This is a genomic window from Micromonospora musae, from assembly GCF_003626545.1.
Taxonomy (GTDB): Bacteria; Actinomycetota; Actinomycetes; order Mycobacteriales; family Micromonosporaceae; genus Micromonospora; species Micromonospora musae.
The window spans coordinates 1-14,920 of record NZ_RAZS01000008.1 but is presented as its reverse complement, the minus strand read 5'-3'; the positions used below and the strand labels follow the sequence as shown (position 1 = coordinate 14,920).

Here is a 14,920-nt window from a genome sequence, read left to right as displayed (position 1 = left end):
ACGGCACATCGCGGGGCAGCCGTGGAGCTCGGCCGCTTCCACGCCCTTGTGGTCCTGACCTCCCGTTCGCCGACGGCGAGGTCGAAGCTGCTCAGTGTGTCAACCGGGGTCCTACCGAGCGCCCCGTCCCGGCTCGGCAGTCCCCGCACCCACCGGGCCGCAAGGCCATCAGGAGGTAGGCCGCAACGGTGGTGCGTCGAATCTCCGGCCGACCAATCAGGTGAGTCCGCTCGTCGGTGGCGAAGGAAGGGCGTACGCGCCGTCTCACCTGGCCGGTGGTGACCCGCACATTTGCGGTAAGCCATCCGAGCCGAGGAACGGCCAGGCCGGCCCCGCGCGGGGCCGGCCTGGACTGTCAGGAGGTTCAGACGAGGTCGAACCGGTCCAGGTTCATGACCTTGACCCACGCCCGCACGAAGTCGTGCACGAACGTCTCCCGCGCATCGTCGCTCGCGTAGACCTCGGCGAGCGCCCGCAGCTCCGAGTTGGAGCCGAACACGAGGTCGGCCCGGCTACCGGTCCACTTGACCTCGCCGGTGGCGTCGCGGCCCTCGAAGGTGTTCGCGTCCTCGGACGTCGCCTTCCACGTCGTACCCAGGTCGAGCAGGTTGACGAAGAAGTCATTGGTCAGCGCGCCGGGGGTGTCGGTGAGCACGCCCAGCGCCGACTGCCGGTGGTTCGCACCCAGGACGCGGAGACCACCGACGAGGACGGTCATCTCGGGCGCGCTCAGGGTCAGCAGGTTCGCCCGGTCGACGAGCAGGAACTCGGCCGGCAGGCGGTGGCCCTTGCCGAGGTAGTTGCGGAACCCGTCGACGGTCGGCTCCATCGCGGCGAACGACTCGACGTCGGTCTGCTCCTGCGAAGCGTCGGTACGTCCCGCCGTGAACGGCACCTCGACGTCGACGCCGGCGGCCCGGGCGGCCTGCTCGACGGCGGCAGAACCGGCGAGGACGATCAGGTCGGCCAGCGAGATCTTCTTCCCTCCGGCCTGGGTGGCGTTGAACGCCTCCTGGATCCCCTCCAGGACGCCCAGCACCCGCGCCAGCTCGTCCGGGCTGTTGACCTCCCAGCTGTTCTGCGGCTCGAGGCGGAGGCGGGCGCCGTTGGCGCCGCCGCGCTTGTCGCCGCCGCGGAACGTCGACGCGGACGCCCACGCGGTGGAGACCAGCTGGGACACGGAGAGGCCGGAGGCGAGGATCCGCGCCTTGAGGGCGGTGACGTCCTCGGCGTCGACGAGCTCGTGGTCCACTGCCGGGATGGGGTCCTGCCAGATCAGCGTCTCGGCGGGGACCTCCGCGCCGAGGTAGCGGACGACCGGGCCCATGTCGCGGTGGGTGAGCTTGAACCAGGCCCGGGCGAACGCGTCGGCGAACTCGTCGGGGTTCTCCATGAAGCGCCGCGAGATCTGCTCGTAGACCGGGTCGACGCGGAGCGCGATGTCGGTGGTCAGCATGCCGGGGGCGTGCCGCTTCGACGGGTCGTGGGCGTCAGGCACGGTTCCGGCACCGCCGTTGTGCTTGGGCGTCCACTGGTGCGCGCCGGCCGGGCTCTTGGTGAGCTCCCACTCGTAGCCGAAGAGGTTCCAGAAGAAGTTGTTGGTCCACTTCGTCGGCGTGGTGGTCCAGATGACCTCCAGGCCACTGGTGATGGTGTCCGCTCCCTTGCCGGTGCGGAAGCTGTTCTTCCAGCCGAGGCCCTGCTCCTCGATGGGGGCGCCCTCCGGCTCGGGGCCGACGTGGTCGGTGGTGCCCGCACCGTGGGTCTTGCCGAAGGTGTGGCCGCCGGCGATCAGGGCGACGGTCTCCTCGTCGTTCATCCCCATCCGACCGAACGTCTCGCGGATGTCCCGGGCCGAGGCGAGCGGGTCCGGGTTGCCGTTGGGGCCCTCGGGGTTGACGTAGATGAGGCCCATCTGCACCGCGGCGAGCGGCTGCTCCAGGTCCCGGTCCCCGGTGTAGCGCTCGTCGCCGAGCCAGGTGGTCTCGGGGCCCCAGTAGACCTCCTCGTCCGGCTCCCAGACGTCCTCGCGGCCACCGGCGTAGCCGAAGGTCTTGAAGCCCATCGACTCGAGGGCGACGTTGCCGGCGAGGATCATGAGGTCGGCCCAGGAGAGGCTCTTGCCGTACTTCTTCTTGACCGGCCACAGCAGGCGGCGGGCCTTGTCGAGGTTGCCGTTGTCCGGCCAGCTGTTCAGGGGTGCGAAGCGCTGCTGGCCGGCGCCGGCACCGCCACGGCCGTCGCTGATGCGGTAGGTGCCCGCGCTGTGCCAGGCCATGCGAACGATGAACGGGCCGTAGTGGCCGAAGTCGGCCGGCCACCACTCCTGCGAGGTGGTCAGGGCCTGCGCGATGTCCTGCTTGACGGCGGCCAGGTCGAGGGACTTGAACGCCTCGGCGTAGTCGAACTCCACCCCGAGCGGGTTCGCCACGGCCGGGTTCTTGGCGAGGATCTTCAGGTTGAGCCGGTTCGGCCACCAGCCGCGGTTACCGCCGCCCTGGGTCGGGTGGGGGGCGCGTCCGTGCGCGACCGGGCAGCGTGACTCGCTGCCCGCCTCCGCGTCGTGGACGACGGCGTCGTGGTTCTCGGACATCGGGTTCCTTCCGTGCTTACTTCTCAGGGGGATCAGGTGTTGCTCGGGACGGACCGGCCGGGGCGAACGGCCCCGGTGGCCGGCCTGGGTCTCGCCGATCGTGGAGCCGTGGTCGTCGGCGGCGGTCAGGCCGGTTGCGGGTCCGGGTCGGGGCACGAATGCGTATGCACCGCGCGCCCGGGAGTCTTCTTCGTTTTCTGGAATCAGTCAAGATAATGGGCTGGACGTCACTCGGCCTGCCCTGCCGACGCCGGTTGGGAGTCCTTCCGGATCCTCGACGGCCCGCATAGGGTGAGGGCCCGGCGAGAGGATCATGCATGGACGCGGCGCAAGCCATCTCGTTGGTGGCGAACTGGATCCGGTCCCACGGCCTGGACTACCCGACCGAAGGACTGGCGGCGGATCGCTTCGAGGCGGGCTGGAGCGTGTACGCGCCGGTCATCGTCGACGAGAGTGACCCGATGGCGTTCCTCGACATGCCGGTGGGGCGGTCGGTGTTCCTGGTCGGAGACTCCGGCCGCATCGAGGAGGTCTCCTCCTCCGTCCCTCCCCAGGCGGCGCAGGACCGGTTCACGACGCAGGAGATCGCGAACGCGCACGCCTCCGCCGGGTCGGACGAGGCACAGTTCATGGCCGAGTTCGAGCGGGCGTTCCACCAGGCCGCGGCGGGGCATCCGCCGGCCGTCAGCAGCTTCACCGTGGTCGACGGTTCACCCGACGAGGCCGCCATCGCCGCGGAGGCGTCCCGGCTGCTCGAGCCGATCGCCCAACAGCTGGCCCAACTCGGACCGCCCGGCTGGGACCGGCTCTCGGCGGAATTCGCCTTCACCGTCTCCGCCGAGGTCGCCCAGCTGTGGTTCTTCTCCGGCGACAGGTCGGCGGCGGCGCCCGTGCCGTTGAGCATCGGCGAACTGGTTCGCCACCAACGCGACGTCGCCGCGCAGATGCCGGCCGGGCCGTGGTGGCGGCTGCTGCTGACCGTCACGAACCGCGGTGTGCTGACCGTGGAGTACGACTACGGCGACCAGCCCTTCCCCGACGACCAACTGTTGACCGCCGACCACTACCGCAACGACCTGGCCGCCTACCCCCGCCCGCGGGTACCGGTCTGGCTCGCCGGATACGTCGCCGGGCCCGCCGCCCAGGGACGCGATCCGCAGCGGGCGGCCGCCGCAGCCGCCACCGGCCGCAACGGCGTCGCCGTCGACGGCGTCCCCCAACTGGCGGACGTCTGGGCCCGATGGGCGGCGCTCTCCGCCGTGTACGTCGGCGTCAGGTCGGATTGGGGTCCGCGGATCTTCCCCGGCCACGCCTGGTACGAGAGCGACCGTCGCAGCGGCTCGGTCCTCTTCGTGCTCCCCGGTGAACGCGCGGTCCTCTCCGGCGGGAAGTGGGACTCTCCCCTGCTCGAAGCCGCCTACAACGGCGGCCGGCCGCTGCCCGACCTCTACTCCGGAGCGCCCGCCTGGGTCACCGACAGCGTTCTCAACACCCGCAACCGCAATGGGCTGTTGACGTTCTGCCTCTGGTGGGTCGGTGGCCGCTGGCACCGGGGAGCCACCGACACGTCCGGTGAACTCGACGTGCCCCTTCCGCCGGTCCGGAGTTTCGACGAGACGGTGCGCGCGATGACCAGCCAGACCGGTCCTGGCACCGACCCCGCCTGCGCGGCCCTGCTGACCGCCATCGGTAACGGCGGGGCGACCGCGCACCACGTGGCGGCGCTCTTCACCCGCGTCCCCGGGGCCGATGTCGGCGCCGCCGTCAACCAGCTCAGCCTCGCCGGGCTGCTGACCGCCTGAGCGCCGCCGACTGCTCGGCGTTCAGGCGGCTCAGGGTCGGCCGGACCGCTCGGCTGGACGGCGCGGTGGACGACGAGCCGCGGCCGTCGGGGTCGGTCGGACCGACCCCGACCACCCACGGCCGGCGACCCGGATCCGGAGATCAGGAAGCCACGCGCTGCGGGCTCAGACGGCGAGACGCTGACCCGGGAAGATCAATCCCGGGTCGTCGCCGACCACTCGCTTGTTGCGCTCGTACAGGGCGTGCCAGCCGCCGGCCACGTGCTGCGCCGCGGCGATCTCCGAGAGGGTGTCCCCCGGCTTCACCACGTACGTCTCGCCGCCGGGGGTCGACGTGTCGTGCTGCCGGGTGCCGGTGGTGGACTTCGTCTCGCCGCCCGAGGGGCGCTTCGACGCGCCGGTCGACTTCGACGACGTCGAGCCCCCCTCCTTGCCGCAGGTCGGCCACGCGCCGATGCCCTGACCGTCGAGCACCTTCTCGGCGATCGCGATCTGCTCGGCACGGGAGGCGAGGTCGGCGCGGGCGGCGTACTTCGTGCCGCCGTACCCCTCCCAGGTGCTCTGGGAGAACTGCAGGCCACCGAAGTAGCCGTTCCCGGTGTTGATGTGCCAGTCGCCGCTGGACTCGCACTGGGCGATGGCGTCCCAGTTGACCGCCGCCTGTGCGGGGGCGGCACCGAAGAGCGCGACGGCGCCGGTGATCGCGCCGGCGGCCAGGGTGCCCACGGCGAGGCGACTGGCGGTGACGGCACGGTGACGGGGATGGTAGGCAGATGCCATTGGTTTCCTCCACGCCGACGAGGTGAGCTGTCGGGTTCGGACTGAGGAGCCCGGCCGCACGATGGGCGGCTTCACCCCGAGGCGCCGCCCTGACCTGGGAGGCGGGCGACGCCGGGAAACGGTGGGTCCCCCGCTCCTGCCCGGGTGACGTTCCGACGACCGGCGGCAGGATTTGGCGTTACCGGTCGCGGTGTTCGCGTCGGCGAACCCGACCGACGCTAGGCACCATTCGCGACGATTGCCCACTTCCTGTGAAGTTCTTCACCGGGTCGCGCGGGGCGGCCGGCGCTCGAGTTGCGCGCCTCGCCCGGCTGTGCGGCAGTGACGAACCGGACGCTTCCGGCGGGACCGAACCGTCCGACAGGGAGGATGGTCACGACCTGCCCACCGAACGACGACCAGACGTGACATCGCCGGTCGCGCCGCGCGAATCAGATCGCCAGCAGCCGACCAACTCCCGGCACCCCCGACATGTCAAACAGATGCGCATGCTCTGATGTCTTCATGATCAATCCAACTCCCCTGATGAATCTCGTCGCCGGTGTCTGGGGCTTCAAGACTCTCGCCGTCGGCGTCGAGCTCGGCCTGTTCACCCGGCTCGCGGGCGGGCGCACCATCACCGTGGGCGAGGCAGCCGCCGAGTTCGGTCTGGCCGAGCGCCCGGCGGACATGCTGCTGGCGGCGTGCGCCTCACTCGGCCTGCTGGAGCGCTCCGGCGCGGGCTACCGCAACTCCGAACTCGCCGAACAGTTCCTGGTCGAGGGGCGCCCGTACTACTTCGGCGGCCAGATCCGCTACTCCGACCTGCGTACGTATCTGCCGTGGCATCGAATCTCCGAAGCGCTGCACACGGACCGGCCGCTGACCTGGGACCCGCAGAGCCAGCAGTCGATGTTCGATACCAGCGACCCGGAGATGATCAGCCAGTTCTGGGACGCGATGTACTCCACGTCCAGCTTCACCGCGCGGGCCCTGGCCGGCGCGTACGACTTCGGCGCGCACCGATCGCTGCTCGACGTCGGAGGCGGGGCTGGAGCATTCCCGATCGAGCTGTGCCGGACCCTGCCCGAGCTGCAGGCGACCGTGCTCGACCTGCCGCATGTCTGCGTACGAGCCGAGGAGCGGATAGCGGCCGCCGACCTGAGCGACCGGATCGGCACCGTCGCCGGTGATTTCCTCGCCGCCCCCGCACTGCCGCAGGGATACGACGTCATCCTGCTGAGCATGATCCTGCACGACTGGGACGAGCCCACGAACCGGGCGTTGCTGGCGAAGTGCCACGCCGCGCTGCCACCCGGCGGGGCTGTCGTCATCTGCGAGCTGCTGCTCAACGACGAGCGCACCGGCCCGCCGTCGGCGGCACTGATGGGCATGAACATGGTGGTCGAGACGGAGGGCGGCCGTAACTACTCCCGCGCCGAGTACGCGACCTGGCTCACCGACACCGGTTTCGTCGACATCCGCACGGTGCTGTTCGACGCTCCGGGCGCCAACGGCGCGGTGGTGGCCCGCCGGGCCTGACCGCGGGACGGTGGGTGCGGCGGCCGGATGCTTTCGCCCGGCCGCCGCCGGGCCCACGCGCCTGCGCCACCGGCGATGACCGTACGGCACCAGGACACTGCGGACGGTGATCCGCGGTGGTCATCGGGGCGTACCTCCCGTGATGACTGCGACAGGTGGGCGGTCAAAGCTGGGGTGGACCGGGCCGCGTCGGCAACAATCCGGAACGGAGACCCCGGCAGCTCAGCGCCCAGCCACCGGGGTTTACCGGGGGGAGACAGTGGTGAAGGTAGGGCGGACACGAACCCGAGGGGGACAGCCATGTCCGAAACAAGCCGTAGCGAGGCCGTCACAGATCGCCCTGACGAGGTGACCGACCCGCTGCTGTGGAAGCTCGCGCTCGAGGTGGCCGACGCGCACGAGCCCGACGGCGAGGGCGGCTGCCGCAACCTGCTGTGCGCCGGTGAGCCGTGGCCGTGCACGGCGTGGAACAACGCCCAGCGGGCGCTGAGCGCGGCGCAGGGTGGCCCGGCCGGTGAACCCGCCGTCGCGGTCACCTACAACTCCCCCGCCGCCTGGTCCGGTGTCCCGATGCCGCCGGCGAACCGCCGCACCGCGGCGTGAGGCGGGGCCGCGCCGTCCCGTAGCGCGGCCCGGGAGCGCCGTCGGCGTCGAAATATGAGGTGCGGGCGCGGGGGCGGGGCCCCTACCGTGCGGCCGTGACCATCGACATCGCCAGCCTCGCCGAGCGGCCGGAGCTCGCTGCCCTGCTCGACGAGGACTTCGACGGGGCGTGGCCGCCGTTCATGCTCTGGGATCCGATGGGCTCGGTCTACTACTGCGTCGCCCACGAGCTGTATCCGGAGTTCGTCTTCGCCGCCGTCGATCCGGCGGAGCCGGGCCGGGCGGTCGCCCGGGCGTACGCCGTGCCGCTGCGCTGGACCGAGCCGGAGCTGCCCGACGGCGGCTGGGACCGGATGATCCAGCGCGCCACCGTCGACCGACTCAGCGGCGCCGAGACCAACATCGTCTCCGCGTTGGAGATCTGCATCCGGCCCGACCGGCGCGGCGGTGGGCTCTCCGCGCTGATGCTGGACGCCATGCGTCGGGCCGCCGCGGAGCAGGGGTACGACACGTTGGTGGCGCCGGTGCGGCCGAACGGCAAACACGCCCAGCCCGACCTGCCGATGACCGAGTACGCGAGGCGGGTCCGCCCGGACGGGCTGCCGGTCGACCCCTGGCTGCGGGTGCACGTACGCGCCGGTGGACGCATCGAGCGGGTGGCGACGCGGTCGATGACGATCTCCGGCACGCTCGCCGACTGGCGGCGCTGGACCGGCCTGCCCTTCGACACGAGCGGGCCGGTGCGGGTGCCGGGTGCGCTCGTACCGGTGCACTGCGACGTGGCGCACGATCACGCCGTCTACGTGGAGCCGAACGTCTGGGTCCGGCACCGCCTCTAGCTCCAGCTCAGCAGAGCGTGGCACAGACGTGGCGGTGTGGCCTGGCCAGGCCGCACCGCCCGGTGCTTGCTCGTGCTGTCACCGCAGTGCGCGCAGCAGACTTTAGGGTCTGTTTCATGAGACCGTGCCCGGCTGCGCCGGCCCCAAGCGACGACCGGCCGCGTTGGAGGTTCGTCCGGATACCACACCGGTATCCGCACGAACCTCCGCCTCGCCGGACCGCCGCCTGGGCCTCGGTTCGCTCGGGCGAGCCTCATGAAACAGACCCTAGGCCCGGTTGAACCGGGCTGCCCAGTTCCGCAGCAGTTCGAGCAGCTCGGGCGGGTCGAGGACGCGGAAGTCGGCGTCGAGCGTGCCCAGCGCCATGGCCGGCCAGTCCAGGGAGTCGGCGGTCATGAATACCCGGCAGTGCTCGGCGTCGACTTCCTCGACTCTGCTCCACCGGCCGATCCGCGATCTCACGGCCGCGGCCGGGGCGTCGACGAGGGCCTCCACCCGGTACGGGTGGGGCATGTTGCCCAGGCTGGTGCGGACGAACTCGGCGGCGTCGGCGGCGGGCAGGTCGCGGGGTCGGAACCGGGAGCCGGTGCCGTGTGGCGCGGTGAGGCGGTCGACCCGGAAGCTGCGCCACTGATGCCGGGTGAGGTTGTAGGCGACCAGGTACCAGCGGCGGCCCAGGGAGACCAGCCGATGTGGTTCGACATGCCGGTCGGTGCGCTGGCCGTCGGCGGCGGTGTAGGAGAACCGCAGGTGCTCGCTGTCCCGGCAGGCCAACGCCACTGCGGTGAGCATTCCCGGGTCTACCTCCGGCCTGGTCGGGCCGTCCCAGCCGGCGGGCAGGGTCATCGCGCGCAACGCCTCGACCTGGCGCCGCAGCCGGGCCGGCATCACCTGCACCACCTTGGCCAGGACGCGCACCGAGGACTCGGCGAGGCCCTCCACCGCGCTCTGCGCGGCGGCCTGCAACCCCACGGCCAGGGCGACCGCCTCCTCGTCGTCGACCACCAGCGGCGGCAGTGCCGCACCGGCGGTGAGCTGGTAGCCACCGTCCACCCCGCGTTGCGACTCGACCGGATAGCCCAGCTCGCGCAGGCGGTCGATGTCCCTGCGCAGGGTGCGGACGGAGATGCCCAGGCGCTCGGCCAGTTGTTCGCCCGGCCAGTACCGGTGGCTCTGCAGCAGGGAGAGCAGCCGCAGCGTCCGGGTGCTGGTGTTCGCCATGTCCGTGATTCTTCCGCTAATAGAGGTCAGGAAGTGTCCGCAGTGCGCCCTAGCGTGGGTCCTGATCCGGAACAGGACAACGGAGGGTGAGACCATGAGCGAGACCACGACCGCCACCGAGCGGGCCACCGGTGACCGGGCAGACGAGCCGGCCGCCACGGGTGAGCGGGCCGATCTGCTGGCGATGCTGGCCAAGTCTCGGCACTTCCTGCGCTTCACCACCCGCGACCTCACCGACGAACAGGCCGGGCGGCAGACCACCGTCAGCGAGCTGTGCCTGGGTGGCCTGATCAAGCACGTCACCGCGACCGAGCGGGGCTGGGCTGACTTCATCGTGGCCGGCCCGTCGGCGATGGACGACTTCACCGCCATGACCGAGGCCGACTGGGCCAAACGGGCCGACGAGTTCCGGCTGCTCCCCGACGAGACGCTGGCCGGTGTGCTGGCCGACTACGCCGAGGTGGCCCGCCGGACCGACGAGCTGGTCGCCACCCTGCCCGACCTGGACGCCACCCACCCGCTACCGGAGGCCCCGTGGTTCGAGCCGGGCGCGCGGTGGTCGGCCCGGCGGGTGCTGATGCACATCATCGGCGAAACCGCTCAGCACGCCGGCCACGCCGACATCCTCCGCGAGTCCCTGGACGGGGCGAAGAGCATGGGCTGACCAGCAGCACGGTGTGGGGGTTCGGTGAGCCGCGCCCCCACACCGAGCGCCCGGGCGGCTGCGGTGGCGTTCCGACGCCGGTACGGTGAACGCCGTCCGTCCGGCGCTCCGCGCCGCCACCGTGGGGAGGAATGAATGATCTTCATTACCGCGAAGTTCCGGGTGCTGCCGGAGCACGCCGACCGGTGGCCCGAGATCGTCGACGAGTTCACCAACGCCACCCGCGCCGAGCCGGGTTGCCTCTGGTTCGAGTGGTCCCGCAGCCTCGCCGACCCGACCGAGTACGTCCTGGTCGAGGCGTTTCGGGACGCGGACGCGGGCGGGGCGCACGTGCAGTCCGAGCACTTCCGGACGGCGCAGCGCACCCTGCCGCCGCACCTCGCCGAGACTCCGAAGATCGTCAACGTGACGGTCCCGCAGGAGGACTGGTCCGAGCTCGGCGAGATGGCCGTCCCGGACCGCCCCTGAGATAGCGGGAGCCCGGCAACGGCCTCCATCGGCGGCGATTACGCCGAAAGCCGATCCCGCCGCGACCCGTGGATGGAAGATTGCCTCGGGGACTGAGGTACGCGCGACGGGAGTCCAGGCGTGCTCGGAAGCGGCCTCCTGGCCTGGGTGCGTCACCGTGACCCGCGGTACGTCGTCCTACGACGTGCCGCCCGGCTGACCCTCGTCGCCTCCGCCGTCTTCTACGGCGGCCGCTACGGCCTCGGCAACCCGACCCTGGCCACGTACGGACTCTTCGGCGCGATCGCGATGGGCGCCTTCACCCAGCTGCCGGGCGCCGCCCGCGAGCGCGCCCGGATCCTGCTCACGGCGCTCCCGGTCGCCTGGGTGCTGATCTCCCTGGGCACCGCGCTGGCGGGGAACCTCTGGGCGGCGGCCGGCGGGATGCTCGTCGTCGGATTCGCCGTGGCGTTCGCCGGCGCCGGCGGTCCGCGCCTGGTCGGCCTGATCAGCGCCTTGCAGCTCTTCTACATTCTCGCCTCCTTCCCGCCGTATCAGCCGAGCACCCTGCCGCAGCGGCTCATCGGCGTGACGGTCGCCGTGCTGCTGCTCGCCGTCGCCGAGATGCTGCTCTGGCCGGACCCGACCCCCGTCTCGTACCCCCGGCGGCTCGTCTCCGCCGCGGACCGTCTCGCGGTGCTGCTCGACGTCGCCGCGGACGTGCTCGCGGGCACCGAGGACGGCCGGCGCGAGCGGTTGACGCGACAGGAACAGGCCGCCGAGGCGGTGGCCCGGCTCAGGCTGGCGGAGTTCCCCCCGGCGGAGCGGCCGACCAGCGCCGCCGCGCGCGACCGTGCGCTGCGGGCCTGCGAGGCGGCGTTACAGGGCGTGCTGGTCAAGGTGACGCGGATCCTGGCGGAAGCCCCACCGCAGCCACCTCCCGGCCTGGCGGCGGCGCGGCTCTTCCGGGCGTGTGCCGACACCACCCGCGCCACCGGCCGGACCCTGCGGCACGACGGGCCGCCGGTCGCCCTCGACGAGCTGGACGCGGCCATCGACGCGTCCGAACGGGCGTTCACCGCTCCGACCGGTCCGGTCACGCAGGCGGACCTGTCGCGACTCTGCCTGGATGCCGGAGCGCTGAGCCTCGCCAACCAGGTGAGCGTTCTCGCCATCTCCGCCCGGGCCGCCGTCGGGTTGACGACCGCCGACACGAATCCCGCGGTGGCCGGCTACACGAGCGTGGTCGGAGACGTGCGGCAGCCTCGGTGGCGGCTGTACTGGCGGCAGTTCGGCGCGCATCTGACGATCCGCTCCGCCCTGTTCCAGTCGGCGCTACGGCTCGCCGTGGCGCTGGCCGCCGCCCGGGTGGTCGCCGGTGTGCTCCCCCTCCAACACGGCTTCTGGGTGCTGCTGGCGACGCTCACCGTGCTGCGCACCTCGGCCATGGACACCCGCACGGCGCTGAAGCCGGCGGTGCTGGGCACCATCGGCGGCGCGGTCGCCAGTGGCGTACTGATGCTCTTCGTCAACCGCTCGATCGTCTACGTCGTCGCGCTGCCGGTCACCATGGTGCTGGCCTTCACCTTCGGCAAGCTGCTGGGGCCGTCCTGGGCGCAGGCGCTCTTCACCCTGCTGCTCACCTTCGTCTTCGCTCAGCTCATGCCCGCCGGCGTGCAGCTCGCCGAGGCCCGTCTCGTGAACGTGTTGCTCGGCGCGGCGGTCGGCATCCTCGCCGGCGTGCTCGTCTGGCCCCGAGGCGCCCGACACGACCTGCGGGAGAACACCGCCGGCTACCTCCGCGCGGTCGGTGACCTGATCGAACAGACCGTGGCGGCGACGCTCGGCGGCCCGCGACCGGATGACGCGCTCCAGCGGGCGCGCCGGGCGGTCGCGTTGGCCGACGCCTCCTACGCCCAGTACCACGGTGAACGCCACGATCCGCCGGCCGGCCAGGTGGACTGGCAGGCGGTGCTCTCCGCAGGGCACCACGCGTTGCACGCCGTGCCGGTGACGCTGTTCCGAAACCAGCCTGGCCGCCTCGCCGGCTGGCCGGAGGCGGCGGCCCAGCTACGTGAGACCGCCGGCCGGGTCCGATCGGCGTACGACGAGGTCGCCGACCAGATCTCCCGTGGGGAGGCGCCGCATCCGATGGTCAGCGCGACCCGTTGCGTGGACGAGCTGAACCGCAGTCGCCCACTGCTCGACGAACGCAACGCGGGCCAACAGGTCCGCTACCTCGTCGAGGTGAACTTCCTGCTCGCCAACCTCGCCGACCACATCGCCCGCATCGGCCGCATCGGCCCGTCCCAGCGTCCCTCGCGGTGACCGGTCGTCTCACTCGGGGGACGGCGCCGTGATGACCCGCGCGAACAGGTCGGCAGCGCCGTCGAGGACGTCCCGGTCACCGGTGATGAGCAGGTCGAGCAGGAGGCCACGGGTCGCGGCCAGGGCGAGCCGGGTTCGCGTGCGGGCCTGCGCCTCGTCGAAGCCGAGCCGGACGAAGAGCTCCTCGACCGGCGCCGTCCAGGCGGCGACGACCGAGGCGCGGAACGGCTCGGTCCAGGATCGGTCGTAGAGGGCGTTCACGTAGACCTCGAAGAAGAGCCGCTCCGCCGGTGCCAGCGCCGGGTCGGCCAGGCGCCGCCAGAATCGCCGGCTGACCTCGGCCGGGTCGTCCGACCCGACCGCCAGCGCGGCGAGCGCCGCCCGCTGCTCCGCCTCGATCCGCTCGACGACCTGCGCGAGCAGGCCCTCCCGGCTGCCGAAGTGGTAGAGCAGCATGCGGTGACTGGTGCCCACGCCGGCGGCGATCTCCCGAAGGCTCAGGTGGCTGAAGCCGTCCTCCGCCAGGAAGGCGAGGCAGCGGTCGAGCAGGGCGGCGCGCCGGTCAGCGGCCATCGGCGTCGTCGTCCGGGTGCGAGGCCTCGCCGGCTTCGGCGGCGGCCTTCAGACCCTCCGCCTCCAGCCGTACGTACCGCCGGGTCTTCGCCGACGTCAGCAGCGCGACCAGCCCGGCGAGGAGGCCGGTCTGCCGGATCCCGATGGTGATCCGGGTCGTTCCGCCCGGCTCGGCCTCCACCCGGTGGTACGCGACGGTGTGCACACCGGGGGCGTGCGCCTCCCAGACGTACGACGCGCCCTCGCGTACCTCGCGGACGCGCCACACCGTGACCGGGAGACCGGGCTGCCGGATCCGGAACCGGTTGCCGACGGCGAGCGACGGAGCGTCGAGCGGCTCGACGGACGACATCGAGGCCGTCCAGCGTGGATATGCGGTCACGTCCGCGAGCGCCTTCCAGGCGCGGCCGGCTCCGGCTGTCGTGGCGATGCTCTCCGCGTAGTCCATGTACCAGATGGTACATAGATGACCGTCGCCCTACTCGAAGCGGGCGGTGTCCCCGGCCCCACGACGCAGGATCTCCGGCTCGTCCTCGGAGAGGTCGATCACCGTGGTCGGCTCCTTGCCGCACTCGCCGGCGTCGAGCACCGCGTCGACGAGATGGTCGAGCCGCTCCTTGATCTCCCACCCCTGGGTCATCGGCTCCTCCTCGCCGGGCAGGATCAGGGTGCTCGAGACCAGCGGCTCGCCGAGTTCGGCGAGCAGCGCCTGGGTGACCGTGTGGTCCGGTACGCGGACCCCGACGGTGCGCTTGCGGGGGTGCAGCATCCGACGCGGCACCTCCCGGGTGGCCGGCAGGATGAACGTGTAACTGCCCGGGGTCGACGCCTTCACCAGCCGGAAGACCGAGTTGCTGACCTTGACGAACTGGCCGAGCTGCGCGAAGTCCCGGCACACCAGCGTGAAGTGGTGTCGCTCGTCGAGCTGCCGGATCTGCCGGATCCGGTCCAGCCCGTCCTGGTTGCCGAGCTGGCAACCGAGGGCGTAGCACGAGTCCGTCGGATAGGCGATCAGGCCGCCGCCACGGACCAGGTCGACGACCTGGCCGATGGCCCGGGGCTGCGGGTTGTCCGGGTGCACGTCGTAGTACCTCGCCATGCGTCGAGAATAGTGGGGTGTCCAGGAACGTCGGCCCGGTGAACGACTGGACACCGCACTCGTGCTCCCGGAGCGCCCGCAGCCCACGCGACGTCCCTAGGCCCCGGGCTCGCCGTGACCGGATTGACTTCCGGCTGCCAAGAGGCGCCTGGCCCCAATCGATCAGGCAGGCGCCCTGGAAGGGCGGTGGCGTGTCAGGCTGCCTGACCTGACACGCCGCATCCCTCACTCGCCGTTCGTGGTCTTCGGCGCGCTCTTGGTGTCCGAGGGTGTCGCGGTTTCCGCCGGAGTCCAGCTCTCAAGCGGGTCCATCCAGAAACGGGTGAGCAGCACCGAGTCGATCAGCCACTGCCCGTCGACCTTCTTGTAGGTCTCGCGGTACTGCCCGTAGCCGTGGTGTCCCTCGGGAGCGTCCGGACCGGCCGGGAAGGTCAGGATGTCCTCCATCGA

Annotated in this window: 14 protein-coding genes and 1 riboswitch; of the genes, 7 read left to right on the top strand and 7 right to left on the bottom strand. The window is 71.7% G+C overall.

What is annotated here, in order from left to right:
• Positions 1 to 364 precede the first annotated feature (364 nt).
• Positions 365 to 2,593 carry a catalase/peroxidase HPI gene (gene katG, locus D7147_RS22065; protein ID WP_120680722.1) on the bottom strand — a complete coding sequence of 743 codons (2,229 nt, stop codon included), beginning with the start codon at positions 2,591 to 2,593 and terminating at the stop codon, positions 365 to 367.
• 317 nt (positions 2,594 to 2,910) lie between these two features.
• Between katG and D7147_RS32735 the strand changes: the two genes are divergently transcribed.
• On the top strand, positions 2,911 to 4,395 hold the full coding sequence (locus D7147_RS32735; RefSeq protein ID WP_199734233.1) for a hypothetical protein: 1,485 nt from the start codon (positions 2,911 to 2,913) through the stop codon (positions 4,393 to 4,395).
• A gap of 165 nt (positions 4,396 to 4,560) precedes the next feature.
• On the opposite strand, the gene D7147_RS22055 is transcribed toward D7147_RS32735, so the two are convergent.
• Positions 4,561 to 5,175, bottom strand: a complete 615-nt coding sequence (locus D7147_RS22055) for a LysM peptidoglycan-binding domain-containing protein (protein WP_120680713.1) — start codon at positions 5,173 to 5,175, stop codon at positions 4,561 to 4,563.
• A riboswitch (cyclic di-AMP (ydaO/yuaA leader) is annotated at positions 5,173 to 5,363 on the bottom strand. Its footprint overlaps the gene before it by 3 nt.
• 316 nt (positions 5,364 to 5,679) lie before the next feature.
• Here D7147_RS22055 and D7147_RS22050 point away from each other — a divergent pair.
• The 3 genes from D7147_RS22050 (at position 5,680) to D7147_RS22040 (ending at position 8,138) form a co-directional block, all read left to right on the top strand.
• On the top strand, positions 5,680 to 6,696 hold the full coding sequence (locus D7147_RS22050) for a methyltransferase (protein ID WP_120680711.1): 1,017 nt from the start codon (positions 5,680 to 5,682) through the stop codon (positions 6,694 to 6,696).
• Positions 6,697 to 6,996: 300 nt separating this feature from the next.
• Positions 6,997 to 7,299 carry a hypothetical protein gene (locus D7147_RS22045; RefSeq protein WP_233563304.1) on the top strand — a complete coding sequence of 101 codons (303 nt, stop codon included), beginning with the start codon at positions 6,997 to 6,999 and terminating at the stop codon, positions 7,297 to 7,299.
• Positions 7,300 to 7,394: 95 nt separating this feature from the next.
• Entirely contained in the window at positions 7,395 to 8,138 is a 744-nt protein-coding gene (locus tag D7147_RS22040) for an N-acetyltransferase (protein ID WP_120680707.1), read from the top strand.
• Between the two features lie 267 nt (positions 8,139 to 8,405).
• Here the strand turns inward: D7147_RS22040 and D7147_RS22035 are convergent, their stop codons facing one another.
• Positions 8,406 to 9,359: a helix-turn-helix transcriptional regulator gene (locus tag D7147_RS22035; protein ID WP_120680705.1), complete on the bottom strand. Its 954-nt coding sequence runs from the start codon at positions 9,357 to 9,359 to the stop codon at positions 8,406 to 8,408.
• A 94-nt stretch (positions 9,360 to 9,453) separates the two neighbouring features.
• Here D7147_RS22035 and D7147_RS22030 point away from each other — a divergent pair, with 94 nt between their 5' ends.
• From D7147_RS22030 to D7147_RS22020, 3 genes are all read left to right on the top strand, one after another.
• Positions 9,454 to 10,023, top strand: a complete 570-nt coding sequence (locus tag D7147_RS22030; RefSeq protein WP_120680703.1) for a DinB family protein — start codon at positions 9,454 to 9,456, stop codon at positions 10,021 to 10,023.
• A gap of 135 nt (positions 10,024 to 10,158) precedes the next feature.
• Positions 10,159 to 10,491 carry a putative quinol monooxygenase gene (locus D7147_RS22025; RefSeq protein WP_120680701.1) on the top strand — a complete coding sequence of 111 codons (333 nt, stop codon included), beginning with the start codon at positions 10,159 to 10,161 and terminating at the stop codon, positions 10,489 to 10,491.
• Positions 10,492 to 10,611: 120 nt separating this feature from the next.
• Positions 10,612 to 12,798 (top strand): FUSC family protein, encoded by a 2,187-nt coding sequence (locus D7147_RS22020; protein ID WP_120680699.1) that lies wholly within the window; start codon positions 10,612 to 10,614, stop codon positions 12,796 to 12,798.
• Positions 12,799 to 12,807: 9 nt separating this feature from the next.
• Here the strand turns inward: D7147_RS22020 and D7147_RS22015 are convergent, their stop codons facing one another.
• From D7147_RS22015 to D7147_RS32460, 4 genes are all read right to left on the bottom strand, one after another.
• Positions 12,808 to 13,371: a TetR/AcrR family transcriptional regulator gene (locus tag D7147_RS22015; protein ID WP_120680697.1), complete on the bottom strand. Its 564-nt coding sequence runs from the start codon at positions 13,369 to 13,371 to the stop codon at positions 12,808 to 12,810.
• The gene (locus tag D7147_RS22010; protein ID WP_120680695.1) at positions 13,361 to 13,819 is read right to left on the bottom strand and encodes an SRPBCC family protein; all 459 of its coding nucleotides are present in this window, start codon (positions 13,817 to 13,819) and stop codon (positions 13,361 to 13,363) included. The genes D7147_RS22015 and D7147_RS22010 overlap by 11 nt, the downstream gene beginning before the upstream one ends.
• Positions 13,820 to 13,849: 30 nt before the next feature.
• On the bottom strand, positions 13,850 to 14,470 hold the full coding sequence (locus tag D7147_RS22005; protein ID WP_120680693.1) for an L-threonylcarbamoyladenylate synthase: 621 nt from the start codon (positions 14,468 to 14,470) through the stop codon (positions 13,850 to 13,852).
• 225 nt (positions 14,471 to 14,695) lie between these two features.
• A partial coding sequence (locus D7147_RS32460; RefSeq protein ID WP_199734231.1) for a hypothetical protein occupies positions 14,696 to 14,920 on the bottom strand: 225 nt, incomplete at its 5' end.